This is a genomic window from Burkholderia sp. Bp8991 (assembly GCF_003853795.1).
Lineage (GTDB): Bacteria > Pseudomonadota > Gammaproteobacteria > Burkholderiales > Burkholderiaceae > Burkholderia.
On record NZ_QTQJ01000032.1, the window covers coordinates 31,361 to 44,272 of the forward strand.

General features: G+C 69.7%; 11 protein-coding genes. 5 read left to right on the forward strand and 6 right to left on the reverse strand.

The features are described from left to right. Positions 1–164: 164 nt before the first annotated feature. Together DIE02_RS28290 and DIE02_RS28295 are read left to right on the forward strand one after the other, a co-directional pair. Positions 165–1,583 (forward strand): MFS transporter, encoded by a 1,419-nt coding sequence (locus DIE02_RS28290; RefSeq protein WP_124529955.1) that lies wholly within the window; start codon positions 165–167, stop codon positions 1,581–1,583. Positions 1,584–1,917: 334 nt separating this feature from the next. Next, the gene (locus tag DIE02_RS28295; RefSeq protein WP_185702663.1) at positions 1,918–3,216 is read left to right on the forward strand and encodes a hypothetical protein; all 1,299 of its coding nucleotides are present in this window, start codon (positions 1,918–1,920) and stop codon (positions 3,214–3,216) included. Positions 3,217–3,336: 120 nt separating this feature from the next. On the opposite strand, the gene DIE02_RS28300 is transcribed toward DIE02_RS28295, so the two are convergent. From DIE02_RS28300 to DIE02_RS28310, 3 genes are all read right to left on the reverse strand, one after another. Then, entirely contained in the window at positions 3,337–3,783 is a 447-nt protein-coding gene (locus DIE02_RS28300) for a nuclear transport factor 2 family protein (RefSeq protein WP_124523311.1), read from the reverse strand. 98 nt (positions 3,784–3,881) lie between these two features. Continuing rightward, entirely contained in the window at positions 3,882–6,080 is a 2,199-nt protein-coding gene (locus tag DIE02_RS28305; protein ID WP_124523309.1) for a penicillin-binding protein 1A, read from the reverse strand. A 97-nt stretch (positions 6,081–6,177) separates the two neighbouring features. Next, positions 6,178–7,731, reverse strand: coding sequence for a PLP-dependent aminotransferase family protein (locus tag DIE02_RS28310; protein WP_124529957.1), 1,554 nt, complete (start codon positions 7,729–7,731; stop codon positions 6,178–6,180). A gap of 126 nt (positions 7,732–7,857) precedes the next feature. On the opposite strand from DIE02_RS28310, the gene DIE02_RS28315 reads away from it, so the two are divergent. Next, positions 7,858–8,496, forward strand: a complete 639-nt coding sequence (locus DIE02_RS28315) for an FMN-binding negative transcriptional regulator (RefSeq protein WP_124529959.1) — start codon at positions 7,858–7,860, stop codon at positions 8,494–8,496. A 49-nt stretch (positions 8,497–8,545) separates the two neighbouring features. On the opposite strand, the gene DIE02_RS28320 is transcribed toward DIE02_RS28315, so the two are convergent. Further along, the gene (locus tag DIE02_RS28320) at positions 8,546–9,127 is read right to left on the reverse strand and encodes a thioredoxin family protein (RefSeq protein WP_124529961.1); all 582 of its coding nucleotides are present in this window, start codon (positions 9,125–9,127) and stop codon (positions 8,546–8,548) included. 229 nt (positions 9,128–9,356) lie between these two features. On the opposite strand from DIE02_RS28320, the gene DIE02_RS28330 reads away from it, so the two are divergent. Together DIE02_RS28330 and DIE02_RS28335 are read left to right on the forward strand one after the other, a co-directional pair. After that, positions 9,357–10,097 carry a response regulator gene (locus tag DIE02_RS28330; protein ID WP_124529963.1) on the forward strand — a complete coding sequence of 247 codons (741 nt, stop codon included), beginning with the start codon at positions 9,357–9,359 and terminating at the stop codon, positions 10,095–10,097. After that, complete coding sequence (locus tag DIE02_RS28335; RefSeq protein ID WP_124523299.1) at positions 10,094–11,416, forward strand: ATP-binding protein; 1,323 nt, start codon at positions 10,094–10,096, stop codon at positions 11,414–11,416. The genes DIE02_RS28330 and DIE02_RS28335 overlap by 4 nt, the downstream gene beginning before the upstream one ends. 61 nt (positions 11,417–11,477) lie before the next feature. Here the strand turns inward: DIE02_RS28335 and DIE02_RS28340 are convergent, their stop codons facing one another. Both DIE02_RS28340 and DIE02_RS28345 read right to left on the reverse strand, forming a co-directional pair. Beyond that, positions 11,478–12,089, reverse strand: a complete 612-nt coding sequence (locus DIE02_RS28340) for an alpha/beta fold hydrolase (protein ID WP_044847427.1) — start codon at positions 12,087–12,089, stop codon at positions 11,478–11,480. Between the two features lie 52 nt (positions 12,090–12,141). After that, the gene (locus DIE02_RS28345; protein WP_124529965.1) at positions 12,142–12,876 is read right to left on the reverse strand and encodes a metallophosphoesterase; all 735 of its coding nucleotides are present in this window, start codon (positions 12,874–12,876) and stop codon (positions 12,142–12,144) included. Between the last annotated feature and the right edge of the window lie 36 nt (positions 12,877–12,912).

Consider the following 12,912-nt stretch of genomic DNA (forward strand, 5'->3'; position numbering starts at 1 on the left):
GCAAGTTACACATGGTCCCGCGCGAAAGTGGGGTGTCCGAACCGGTTCGCCACGCGACGCGGCGCGCGCGGCGTGCCGGTACAATGCGACGAATCGCCCGACGGCGGCCGGGCCGATCGGCCGCCGGACAACAACACACGACACGATCAGGAGACACGACCCAGATGGTCTCAACGGACAGCTTTCCCCAGGCAGCCACCTCGTCCTCTTCCATCGACGCCGGCTCGATTTCAGCCCGCCTCGACCGCCTGCCGCCGACCCGCAGCGTCTGGAAGCTCGTCGTGCTGCTGAGCCTCGGCTTCTTCTTCGAACTCTACGATCTGCTGTACAGCGGCTACGTTGCGCCGGGCCTCGTGAAAAGCGGGATCCTGTCCGCGACGACGCACGGCCTGTTCGGCACCACGGGCGTTGCGAGCTTCATCGCCGCGCTGTTCTCCGGCCTCTTCATCGGCACGATCGCATGCGGCTTCCTCGCGGACCGCTTCGGCCGCCGCGCGATCTTCACGTGGTCGCTGCTGTGGTACACGGCCGCCAACGTCGTGATGGCGTTCCAGGACACGGCAGGCGGGCTGAACTTCTGGCGTTTCGTCGTCGGCCTAGGGCTCGGTGTCGAGATGGTGACGATCGGCACGTACATCTCCGAACTCGTGCCGAAGCAGATCCGCGGCCGCGCGTTCGCGTGCGAGCAGGCGGTCGGGTTCGTCGCGGTGCCGGTGGTCGCGTTCCTCGCGTACCTGCTCGTGCCGCACGCACCGTTCGGCCTCGACGGCTGGCGCTGGGTCGTGCTGATCGGCGCGCACGGCGCGCTGTTCGTGTGGTGGATTCGCCGCGCGCTGCCGGAGAGCCCGCGCTGGCTCGCGCAGCAGGGCCGCGTCGACGAAGCCGACCGCATCATGCGCGCGCTCGAGGCGAAGGTCGAAGCCGAATACGGCCGGCCGCTTCCGCCGCCCGCACCGGCCGAGCCGGTGCCGCCGCGCGGCAGCTTCCGCGACATGTGGGTGCCGCCGTATCGCAGCCGCACGATCATGATGACGATCTTCAACGTGTTTCAGACGGTCGGCTTCTACGGCTTCGCGAACTGGGTGCCGACGCTGCTGATCAAGCAGGGCATCACGATCACGTCGAGTCTGATGTATTCGAGCGTGATCGCGCTCGCGGCGCCGCTCGGCCCGCTGATCGGCCTCGTGATCGCCGACCGCTTCGAGCGCAAGTCGGTGATCGTCGCGATGGCGGCGGCGATCGTCGTCTGCGGGCTGCTGTTCAGCCAGACGACGGTGGGCGCGTTCCTGATCGTGCTCGGCATCGGCCTCACGCTCGCGAGCAACATCATGTCGTACAGCTTCCATGCGTATCAGGCCGAGCTGTTCCCGACGTCGATCCGCGCGCGCGCGGTGGGCTTCGTCTACTCGTGGAGCCGCTTCTCGGCGATCTTCTCGTCGTTCGTGATCGCGGCCGTGCTGAAGGGTTTCGGCACGTTCGGCGTGTTCGCGTTCATCGCCGGCGCGATGGTGATCGTGATGGCCGCGATCGGGTTCATGGGGCCGCGTACCAGGGGCATCGCGCTCGAAACCATTTCGAAGTAGACGGGGGTTGCGCGCTCGCGTGTCGTATGCAGCATGCGAGTGAATTTCCGGGCGTTTCGGTTTTGTCTTGCCGGACACGCCCGGCGAAGCAACCTGCCGTGCAGCGGCGCATCAAGCGGCAATGAGTTGAAACAAAGTGTGACGAAGCGCAAAGCCGCGGCGAAACCGGGGAAGCGGCCCTGCCGATTCGTGTCCGCGCGGGTAGAATGAAAGACCTGACGACTCATTAGCCGCCATTGGACCGAACGCGTTGTACTGCGAACGACTCCACCGCGAAGAGGCGTCGGCGCCGGGCACATGCGTGCGGCCGGCGTGTCGATGGCTCGCGCGGGAGATGCGCCGTTCGCAACGTGCGGCGGCCGGTTCGGCCGATGGTTTCGATCGCATGATGCTCTCCGACCTGACGCGGCGGTTGTGCAAGCCGCGTTGCCGTACTCTCGCGGTCGCCACCCATGTGTGGCTCGCGGCCGTTCTCCCGATCTCCGTGCTTGTCGCGCGGCCCGCCTTTGCCGCGTCCGACGTGCCGTCGGCCACTGCTACGTCATCCTCATCAACGGCTTCGGCTGCGCATTCGGCTTCGCCGGCGCATGTGTCGTCGGGCGTCGCGTCGTCATCCACGGCTTCGGCCGCGCATTCGGCTTCGTCGGCGCATGTGTCGTCCGGAGTCGCGCCGTCATCCGCGGCATCCGCCGCGCATCATGCGTCGCCCGCCAGCGGGGCATCCCCGGCTTCCGCCGCATCGGCAGCATCGGAGGCATCGCCTACATCGGCAGCATCCGGCACGCCGGCAAGCGAAGCCGAAGCACCCGCACCGACGCCGCCGCGCCGGCACCCGCCGCTGTCGGCCGACGAAGCGAAGAGCGCAACCGCGCGTGCGATCGACATGCGCAAGCGCTTCACGCAGGAAGTCACGCGACGCCTGAACGTGCCCGCGAGCGAGCAGCGCGCGTATGGCGTCCGCCTTCAGCAGGCGCTCGCCGATGCAGACCTCGGCGACCTGGCCGGCGAATACGTCGCGATCGTCGACCGCGCGCCGAACGTGCAGGCGCTGTTCATCTACTTCCGCGCGACGCCGACCAATGCGTGGCTGATGATCGGCGCGTCGCCGGTCGGCACCGGCTGGCCCGGCAAATACGATCACTTCCTGACGCCGCTCGGCGTGTTCCACCACTCGCCCGACAACATGGATTTCCGCGCGGAAGGCACGACGAACGACAACGGTATTCGCGGCTACGGCAAGCGCGACATGCGCATCTACGACTTCGGCTGGGTGGACGGCGAGCGCGGCTGGGGCAAGGGCGGCAAGTCGCCGATGCGCTTCCAGATGCACGCGACCGATCCCGATCGCCTCGAGCCGCTGCTCGGCATCCGGCACTCGAAAGGCTGCGTGCGGATTCCTGCTTCGCTGAACGCGTTCATCGACCAGCACGGCATCCTCGACGACGACTACGAGGCGCGCGTCGAGGACGGCAAGTCGTTGTGGGTGCTGCGCCGCGATCGCGACGTCACGCCGATCGCCGGGCGCTACCTGGTCGTGATCGACAGCGCGCGCAAGACACGTCCGGCATGGTCGCCGGCGCCGGGACGCAACGCATGGTCGAAGCTGCCGAAGAGCGGCGACACGGCGGACTGACGACAGCCGGTCCGCCGGCGCGACGAAGGCCGCGCGGCGTGGGCGCCGCAGTTCGACGCACTGGCGGCGACGCTCGCGGCGGCCTGAGCGCGTTGCCGGCCGTGTTCGCCGGCCGGCGCGTCAAGCGGCCGGCGCATCGTTCAGGTGGCGACGCAGGTCGCCCGCGAAATCGAACAGCGTGTAGTCGCGGAACGCGAAACGCCATGCGCCGTCGACGCGCTCGAACGCGTCGTGATAGCGGCCCGCTGCGATCGGCTGCAGCGCGAGGCCGTCGACGGCCTGCAGCACCGTGTAGTACGAGCGAGCCGTCGCGCGATGCGCGGCTTCGTCGATCTCGATGAGCGGATTCGTGATTACATGCTTCGTGCGCGGCGTGCCGCACGCGTAGCGCTTCACGCGCGCGTCGAACAGCGCGAGCAATTCATCGGCGCCGATCGTCGGCGCCGCTTCCTCGACCTTGATCTGCGCATGCCGGAACAGCGCCGCCATCCCCGGCAGGTCACCGGCGTCGAGCAGCTCCGCGTACCGGTACAGCAGGTTCGCGATTTGGACGGCGCTGTGGGTCATGCGGCCTCCGGCATCGATGGACGGGTTGCGTCGATGATGCGCGGTGCGGGCCGGGATCGCTTCGTCCGGGTGGACGAAGCGTCTTAGTCGTGCCGCGCTCAGCGGAAAATCTTCAGCCAGTCGAACAGGCCCGGATGCGGACGCCGCCTCGGTGCCGGCGCTGGCGCGCTGCGCGGCCGGAAGTCGGGCGAGAACTGCACATGCGGGTCGATCGCACGCGCACGCAGCGCCGCATCGTAGAACGAGCCGACGATCGGCAGCGCGCTGTGCGCGCCCGCGCCCCAGTAGTCGCTTCGCAGCGTCACGTTGCCGTCGTCGAAGCCGACCCACGCGCCGGCCACCAGTTGCGGATGCATCAGGATGAACCAGCCGTCCGTGTTGTCCTGCGTCGTGCCGGTCTTGCCCGCGACGTCGATGCGAATCCCGTAGCGCGAGCGGATGTCGGCACCGGTTCCGTAATCGACGACGCCACGCATCACGTCGACCAGCGTCTGTGCCGCGGCCACCGGCATCGCGCGTTCGGGCGGCGCGCTGCCGAACGCGGCGAGCACCTTGCCATCGCGATCCTCGATGCGCGTGATCATCTGCGGCGCGACGTACACGCCGCGGTTCGCGATCGTCCCGTACGCGGACACCATTTCCTTCAGCGTGACGGGGCTCGTACCGAGCGCGAGCGACGGCACCGCGTCGAGCGGGCTTTCGCGCACGCCCATCGCACGTGCGAGCTGTGCGACCCTGGCCGCGCCTTCGCGCTGCATCACCTGCGCGGTGATGCGATTGCGCGACAGGGCGAGCGCGTCGCGCAGCGTCATCGGCGCGTCCGTCGGCGGTTCGGCATCGGTCGGGCGCCACACCGCGTGCGCGCCGATCGGGATCGCCACCGGGCGATCGACGAACGTATCGTCCGGCCGCATGCCGTCCGCGAACGCGGCGCCATAGACGAACGGCTTGAATGTCGAGCCCGGCTGGCGCCGCGCCTGCACGACGTGATCGAACGGCTCGCTGCCGAAATCGGGGCTGCCGACCCACGCGCGAATCGCGCCGTTGCGCGGATCGAGCGCGACGAAGCCGGCCTGTACCTGCGTCTTGCGCTCGCATAACGCGCGCACGAACGCGCGATTCGCGCCGAGCTGCTTCAGCGCCGCCGCGTCGGCGAGCCCGGCGGCGCGCGCGTCGCGATAGTCGGGCGTCTGCCGGATGAAGCCGCGGAACAGGTCGTTGCGCAGCCCGCAGCCGGACGGGTTGTGCCACGCGTCATCGGCGATCGCCTGCAGGCGATCGGTTTGCTGCGTCAGCGCTCGCGTCGCCATCTCCTGCAATTGCGCATCGAGCGTCGTGCGCACGACGAGGCCGTCCGAGTAGAGGTCGTAGTTGTTGCGGTCGGCCCAGGCGATCAGCCACTTGCGCAGCTGCACCGCGAAGTGCGGGGCCGGGCCGGGTTGCGCGGTCTGCGGCTCGAAGTCGACGCGCAGCGGCCGGCGCTGCAACTGCGCGAGCTGCCGCGGCGACAGCATGCCCATGGCCGCCATCCGCGCGAGCACGATGTTGCGGCGCTGGACCGCGCGCTCCGGATTCAGCACCGGGTTGTAGTAGCTGTTGCCCTTCAGCATCCCGACGAGCGTCGCGCTTTCGACGATGTCGAGCTGGTCCGCCGATTTGCCGAAATAGGTGCGCGCGGCCATTTCGACGCCGTACGCGTTGTACAGGAACGGCACGGTGTTCAGGTAAGTCTCGAGAATCTCGTCCTTGCTGTACACCGCCTCGATCTTGAACGCGGTGATCAGCTCCTTCACCTTGCGCGTGAGCGTCGGCGCGCGGCCGACTTCGTCCGGATACAGGTTGCGGGCGAGCTGCTGCGTGATCGTCGAGCCGCCCTGGCGGCTACCCGAGAATGTATGCAGCCCCGCCGCGAGCGTGCGGCGCCAGTCGATGCCGTGATGTGCGTAGAAGCGGTGGTCCTCGGTCGCGATCAGCGCATCGACCATGTGCGGCGAGATCTGCTTGAGCGGCACCCATTCGCGGTTCACGGGCCGGAACTCGGCGATCAGCTGGCCGTCGGCCGACAGCACGCGCGCGGGACGGTCGATGCGCGCCTTGCGGATGTCGCCGATGCTCGGCGTGAACGGCACGAACGCGAGCAGGACCAGCAGGCCGAGCACGGGGATCGCGGCGAGCGTCAGCGCGACGCCGCGGCGCGTCGGATGGCGCAGGCGATGCCACGCGCCGGCGCCGAGCGCGCGGGCGCCGGTACGGCAGCGAAGCCACAGATCTCGAAGATACGGCACGAAGCGATTCACGGCGGCAGGAGCGCGAGCGGAAAAGGCGCGATCCTAGCAAACCGCGCAGCGTCACCTGTGGCCAAAACGCCGGTTTTCCTGCAGGCGTTACAGACGATTACGTTTGTTGCCCGCGGACAACTTTTGGTCGCATGCGTCGCCGCGATTCCTCCGACGAATCGACGCCGGCCGCTTCGCCGACCACGTCCGCGAGCCGCTGCGCGGCCGCTTCCATCCGTGCGCGATCGAACCCGCCGAAGCCGAGCACGAGGCCTGGACGCGCGGTGCCCGGCGCGAACATCGGCGACACCGCGCGCACCGCCACGCCCGCCTGCGCGGCGCGCGCCACCACGTCGAGATCGTCGATCCCCTCCGCGAGCCACAGCACGACGTGCATCCCCTGATCGCCCGGCTGCACCCAGGCGCGCTCGCGCGGCAGCCGCGCGCCGAGCGTGTCGATCAGCAGCGCGCGCTGTTCCGCGTAGACGCCGCGCACGCGGCGGATGTGGCGGTCGAGATGGCCTTCCGCGATGAAGGCGGCGAGCACGTGCTGATCGGCGGTCGGCGCGTGGCGATCCATCAGCACGCGCGCGCCGCAGAACGCGGGCACGAGCTCGGCGGGCGCGACCACGTAGCCGAGCCGCAGCGACGGGAACAGGATCTTGCTGAACGTGCCGAGATAGATCACGTGTTCCGGATCCAGGCCTTGCAGCGACGGGAACGGATAGCCTTCGTAGCGCAGCTCGCTGTCGTAGTCGTCCTCGACCACCCATGCGCGATGCGCGCGCGCCCAGCCGAGCAGCGCGTTGCGGCGTGCCATGCTCATCGGCATCCCGAGCGGATACTGGTGCGACGGCGTGACGAACGCCGCGCGCGCGTCCGGCGCGAGACGGATGCCGGCCTCGACCTCGATGCCGTCCGCGTCGACCGGCACGCGGACCATCGCGTCGCGCCGCCCGGTGCTCTCGAGCAGCGCGGTGATGCCGCGATAGGCGGGATTCTCGACCCACGCGCGATCGTTCGGGCCGAGCAGGATCTGGCTCGCGAGGTGCAGCCCCTGTTGCGTGCCGCTCGTGATGACGACCTGCTCGGCGCTGCAGCGCACCGAGCGCGAGCGGCGCACGTAATCGGCGATCGCTTCGCGCAGCGGCAGCGCGCCTTGCGGATCCGCATAACCGGACGGCGCGCCGGCGCCGCGGGCGCGCAGGCGGTTGCCGAGCCGGCGCCAGATGTCGTCGGGCGCGGTGAGCCCGACCGGCACCGAGATCGCGAACGGCACGGCCGGCAGCGGGCGGAATTCGCGGGCGATCCGCGCAAACGTCGCGGCCGGTTCGGGCAGGCCGGCATGGGCGGCGCGCTGGCGGGCGGCGGGCGGTGCGCCAGCCGGCGGCGACGGCTCGGCCAGCGCGTTCGCGACCCGCGTGCCGGCGCCGCCGCGCGACTCCAGGAAGCCTTCGGCGACGAGTTGCGCATACGCGTCGACGACCGTGCCGCGCGCGACCTGCAGCGATGCCGCGAGCAGCCGCGTGGACGGCAGCGTGTCGCCGGGCCGCACGTCGCCGCGGCGCACTGCGTCCCGCAACGCCTGCGCGAGCTGGCGGCTCAGGTCGCCGGCCGCGCGGCTGCTCGCGCCGAGCGACGGGATTTCGACGATCCGGGCGGTCCTGGCCATGATTCTGGTCTGCTGAAAATGTTCTAAACCGGCTCTACAGCATAAACCAGTTAGCGATCACAATCGGGGCATGACGGGCCGGTTCCGACCCGTTCCCTCCCAACCCTGTCCGATCGTGGAGCCGCCATGTATGTCCCCGCCGATTTCGCCGAATCCCGTCCCGACGTGCTGCGCGAACTGATGGTCCAGCATCCGTTCGGCACCCTGGTCACGCGCGGGAACAGCGGGCTCGACGCGAACCACCTTCCGTTCGAACTGCTGCCGGGCGATGGCGGCCTCGGCGAACTGCATGCGCACGTCGCGCGCGCGAATCCGGTCTGGCAGGACGTCGCGGATGGCGACGAGGTGCTCGTGATCTTCCGCGCCGGCGACGCGTACATCTCGCCGAACTGGTACCCGAGCAAGCACGTCGCGCATCGGCAGGTGCCGACGTGGAACTACGTGGTCGTGCATGCGCACGGCCGCATCACCGTGCGCGACGACGAGAAGTTCGTGCGCGGCGTGGTCGCGCGGCTGACGCGCACGCACGAGGCGTCGCAGCCGGCGCCGTGGAAGATGGCCGACGCGCCGAAGGACTATCTCGACACGATGCTGCAGTCGATCGTCGGGCTGCAGATCGAGATCACGCGGCTCGTCGGCAAGCGCAAGCTCGGGCAGAACAAGGCGGTCGACGACATTCGCGGCGCGGGCGACGCGCTGATCGCGGACGGGAATCTCGCGATCGGGGAGGCGATGCTGGCGGAAGCCGACGCGAAGCGCAGGTGAGTCACGGTGAATCGCACGGGGGCGCATGTCGCGCCCCCGCCGGCGCACGCTACTGCGTACGCGTCGCGCCCTTCGCCACTTCCCCCGCCTGCGCCAGCGCCCCCCGAATCGCCGCTTCCGTCTTGTCATACCCGCCCTCGCCATACCGCGTATAGACGACCTTGCCGTTCGCGTCGATCAGGTACAGCGCGGGCCAGTACTGGTTGCCGTACGCGCGCCACGTGTCGTAACGGTTGTCCTGCGCGACCGGATACTGGATGCCGAAGCGCTTGACCGCATCGGCGACGTTCTTCGCATCGCGTTCGAACGGATACTCGGGCGTATGAACGCCGACCACGACGAGCCCCTGGTCGCGATACTTCCGGTACCAGTCGTTCACGTACGGAATCGTATGAATGCAGTTGATGCACGAGTACGTCCAGAAATCGACCAGCACGACCTTGCCGCGCAACTGGTCGAGCTTGAGTGGCGCGCTGTTGTGCCATTGCTCGATGCCGGTGAAGTCGGGTGCCGGCGTGCCGGCCAGCGAGGCGGGCATGCCCGCGTCGTCGCGGGTGCCGGCGAACGCGGCGAGCCCGGCCGTGGCGGCGAGGGCGATCACGAGGGCGGCGGTCTTGAGTCTGGTCGGCATGGCGGTTCTCCGGTTCGGCCGGCCGCCGCGCGGGGGGGCGGCGGCCGGACAGGTTTCGACAGCCCTCATTGGGCCGCGCCGACGTATCTGCGATGTGTCCGGCAGGCCGCGCGTGTGCAATGTTGTGTGTCGCCACGGCGGCGCGATACATTGGGATACAAACGGGTGCCCGCAGTGGGGTATAAAAGCGGACATCGCCAGCCGGAACATCACGCCAACGACATCGCCCATGGACAAGATCGACCACGTACTGATCGTCGACGACGATCGCGCGATCCGCGAACTGATCGCGGACTACCTGGAGAAGAACGGCATGCGCGTGTCGCTCGCCGCGAACGGCCGCGAGATGCGCAACGCGCTCGACGACGGCGCGCCCGACCTGATCGTGCTCGACCTGATGATGCCCGGCGAGGACGGCCTCACGCTGTGCCGCGATCTGCGCGCGGGCAAGTTCCGGACGGTGCCGGTGCTGATGCTGACCGCGCGTGGCGAGGAAACCGACCGCATCATCGGTCTGGAGATGGGCGCCGACGACTATCTCGCAAAGCCGTTCGCGGTGCGCGAGCTGCTCGCGCGGATCCGCTCGGTGCTGCGCCGCGCGCGCATGCTGCCGCCCGGCATGCAGGTGACGGAGTCGGCCGCGATGCTCGCGTTCGGCGAATGGCGGCTCGACACGACGGGGCGTCACCTGCTCGACGCCGAAGGCACGCTGGTCGCGTTGAGCGGCGCCGAATACCGGCTGTTGCGCGTGTTCCTCGACAATCCGCAGCGCGTGCTGACGCGCGACCAGTTGCTCAACCTCACGCAGGGCCGGCAGTCCGATCCGTTCGACCGGTCGATCGACCTGCTCGTGAGCCGGCTGCGCCAGCGCCTGCGCGACGGCGCGCGCGAGCCGCGCTACATCAAGACGCTGCGCAACGAGGGCTACGTGTTCTCGGCGGCGGTGACCGCGGTCGAAGGCGACGCATGAGCGCGCGCACCCCATGGCACTGGCCGCGCTCGCTGTTCGCGCGGCTCGCGCTGATCCTGTGCGTGGGCCTCGCGCTCGCGCAGACGCTGTCGTTCTGGCTCACGGTCACCGAGCGCGACCAGGCGACCACCAACCTGATGATGGGCTACATCGAACGCGAGGTCGCGAGTTCGGTCGCGCTGCTCGATCACCTGCCGCCCGACCAGCGTGCCGCGTGGCTGCCGCGTCTCGCACGGCGCAGCTACGCGTTCATCCTCGGGCCCGGCGAGACGGGCACGCCGCCGGAGGCGCGGCTCTCGGCGCGCGTCGAGCGCTCGATCTCGGACGGCATCGGCGGCGACTATCCGCTGACGGCGAACGCGATCCCCGGCGATCGCGAGCATCTGCAGGTGCATCTGCGCCTGACCGACGGCTCGCCGCTGACGATCGACATCCACCCGATGTCCACGGTGCCGCTGTCGGGCTGGCTGCCCGTCGTGCTCGCGCTGCAGCTCGCGGTGCTGGCCGGGTGCTGCTGGCTCGCGGTGCGGCTCGCGACGCGGCCGCTGAAGCAGCTCGCGCAGGCGGCCGACGCGCTCGGCCCCGATCTGAAGGGCGAACGCCTGAACGAGGACGGGCCGTCCGAAGTCGCGCGTGCCGCGCGGGCGTTCAACGCGATGCAGGACCGCATCGCGCAATACATGGCCGAGCGCATGCAGATCCTCGCGTCGATCTCGCACGACCTGCAGACGCCGATCACGCGGATGCGGCTGCGCGTCGACGTGATGGACGACGACGCGCAGGGCGCGAAGCTGCGCCAGGACCTGCTCGAGATGGAGCATCTGGTGAAGGAAGGCGTCGCGTATGCGCGCACGCTGCACGGCACGGAAGAGGCCGCGCGCCGCATCGATCTCGATGCGCTGCTCGACAGCATCGTGTGCGACTACACGGATGCGGGGCAGGACGTCGCGCTGCATGGCGGCGGCCCGCTCGCGCTCGTCACGCGGCCGAAGGCGCTGCGCCGGATCGTCGGCAACCTCGTCGACAACGCGCTGAAGTTCGCGGGCGCGGCCGAGATCGACGTGCAGGCGGCGCCGGGCGGCGGCGCGGTCATCGCGGTGCTCGATCGCGGGCCGGGCATTCCGGACGATCAGCTCGACGCGGTGTTCGAACCGTTCCGGCGCGTGGAGACGTCGCGCAATCGCGAGACGGGCGGCACGGGGCTCGGCCTCGCGATCGCGCGGCAGCTTGCGCTCGCGATGGGCGGCACGCTCACGTTGCGCAACCGGCCGGACGGCGGTGGACTCGAAGCGCGGTTGACGCTGGTGAACGCGACCTGACGGGGCGCCCCGAGATGCGGCGTCGAACGCGTCGTGGGCTTCTGGGTCGAAGCGGGCTGCGTCACACGCGCTGCAGATGCGCGTCGACGAGCGGCGCGAGCGTTTCGGCATGCACGGCCGCGAGATCGTGCCGGCCGCCCGGCACCACGTGCAGCCGTGCATCGGGCAGCCGTTCGAGCAGGCGTTTGCCGGCCGCGACCGGGCTGATCGGATCGTCGTCGCCCCACAGCAGCAGCGTCGGCTGCGCGATGCGGCCGATGCCCTGCGACAGGTCGGCGCGCAACGTCAGGAACCAGTCGGGCAATTGCGGGTTCGCTTGCGCGAAGCCGGCGCGCCAGTCCTGCGCGCCGAGCCCCTGCATGTCGAGGCCGCCCGACGTGACCGTCAGCACCAGGTGCGTGACGAGCGGCGCACGTTCGAGTGCCGCGCGCATCGCGATCACGCCGCCCATCGATTGCGCGATCACGGCGGTCGGCCGGTCGATCGCGCTCAGCACATGGCGCACGAGACCGTCGAAGTCGTCGACGGCCGGATCGCGCGGCGTGTCGCCGAAACCCGGATAGCCGACGATCCGACGCTCGGCCGGATGCGCGAGGCGGCTCGCGAGCGGTTGCCAGAAGGCGGTGCTGCCCGATGCGCCGGGCAGGAACAGCAGTTGTGACGGAACGGGCATGACGGATCGGCTTTCTGGTGAACGAAGCGGGTGAATGGAAGGCGGCGATGCGTCAGCACCGGCCGGTGCGCAGCGCGACGGTCCAGTCGTCGCGGCCGCGCGATGCCGCGGTGGCGGCGGCCGTATGCCAGTCGTATTCGACCGCATGAAATTCGGCGTGCCAGCCGGCCGGCGTGCGCGACACCATCGCGTAGCGCGCATGCGGCGAACCCGTTTCGATCCGGTGCGGGTGCGGTAGATCGTCCGCGTACGCTTGCAGCCCGACACTGCCGGGGTTGACGATCAGCCGGCCGTCGTCGAGTTTCGCGAGGCGCGGCACATGCGTATGGCCGCACAGAATCAGCGAGGCCGTCTCGTCGCCCGCGCGCTGCGCGATTTCATCGGGCGTCGCCGCACGGCAGCCGTCGGGCGTGACCGTTTCGAGGAAGTAGACGAGGTCGCTGGCGGGCGTGCCGTGCACCATCAGTACATCGTCGCCGAGCGTCAGGCGCTCGGGCAGCGCGGCGATCCATGCGCGATGGTCGTCGCGCAGCGTGTCGTGCGCCCAGCGGTCGGACAGCCGCATCGTGTCGCGATCGCCGGTCAGCAGTTGCCGTTCGTGATTGCCCTTGATGGTCGGCAGGTCGAGCGCGATCAGGCGGTCGGCCGTTGCGGCAGGATGGAGCGCGCCCGACACGATGTCGCCGAGGTTGACCATCACGTCGGCGCCGCGGCGGCGCACGTCGTCGAGCACCGCGTCGAGCGCGGCGAGGTTGCCGTGGATGTCGGACAGCGCGGCGATTTTCATGGCGAAGGAGTCGAGGCGGGGAACGGCGATTGTCGC

What these genes read in the sequence shown, in the direction of transcription:
- DIE02_RS28290 (WP_124529955.1), top strand. Translation starts at nt 165, where the DNA reads ATGGTCTCAACGGACAGCTTTCCCCAGGCAGCCACCTCGTCCTCTTCC.
- DIE02_RS28295 (WP_185702663.1), top strand. Translation starts at nt 1,918, where the DNA reads ATGCGCCGTTCGCAACGTGCGGCGGCCGGTTCGGCCGATGGTTTCGAT.
- DIE02_RS28300 (WP_124523311.1), bottom strand. Translation starts at nt 3,783, where the DNA reads ATGACCCACAGCGCCGTCCAAATCGCGAACCTGCTGTACCGGTACGCG.
- DIE02_RS28310 (WP_124529957.1), bottom strand. Translation starts at nt 7,731, where the DNA reads ATGGCCAGGACCGCCCGGATCGTCGAAATCCCGTCGCTCGGCGCGAGC.
- DIE02_RS28315 (WP_124529959.1), top strand. Translation starts at nt 7,858, where the DNA reads ATGTATGTCCCCGCCGATTTCGCCGAATCCCGTCCCGACGTGCTGCGC.
- DIE02_RS28320 (WP_124529961.1), bottom strand. Translation starts at nt 9,127, where the DNA reads ATGCCGACCAGACTCAAGACCGCCGCCCTCGTGATCGCCCTCGCCGCC.
- DIE02_RS28330 (WP_124529963.1), top strand. Translation starts at nt 9,357, where the DNA reads ATGGACAAGATCGACCACGTACTGATCGTCGACGACGATCGCGCGATC.
- DIE02_RS28335 (WP_124523299.1), top strand. Translation starts at nt 10,094, where the DNA reads ATGAGCGCGCGCACCCCATGGCACTGGCCGCGCTCGCTGTTCGCGCGG.
- DIE02_RS28340 (WP_044847427.1), bottom strand. Translation starts at nt 12,089, where the DNA reads ATGCCCGTTCCGTCACAACTGCTGTTCCTGCCCGGCGCATCGGGCAGC.
- DIE02_RS28345 (WP_124529965.1), bottom strand. Translation starts at nt 12,876, where the DNA reads ATGAAAATCGCCGCGCTGTCCGACATCCACGGCAACCTCGCCGCGCTC.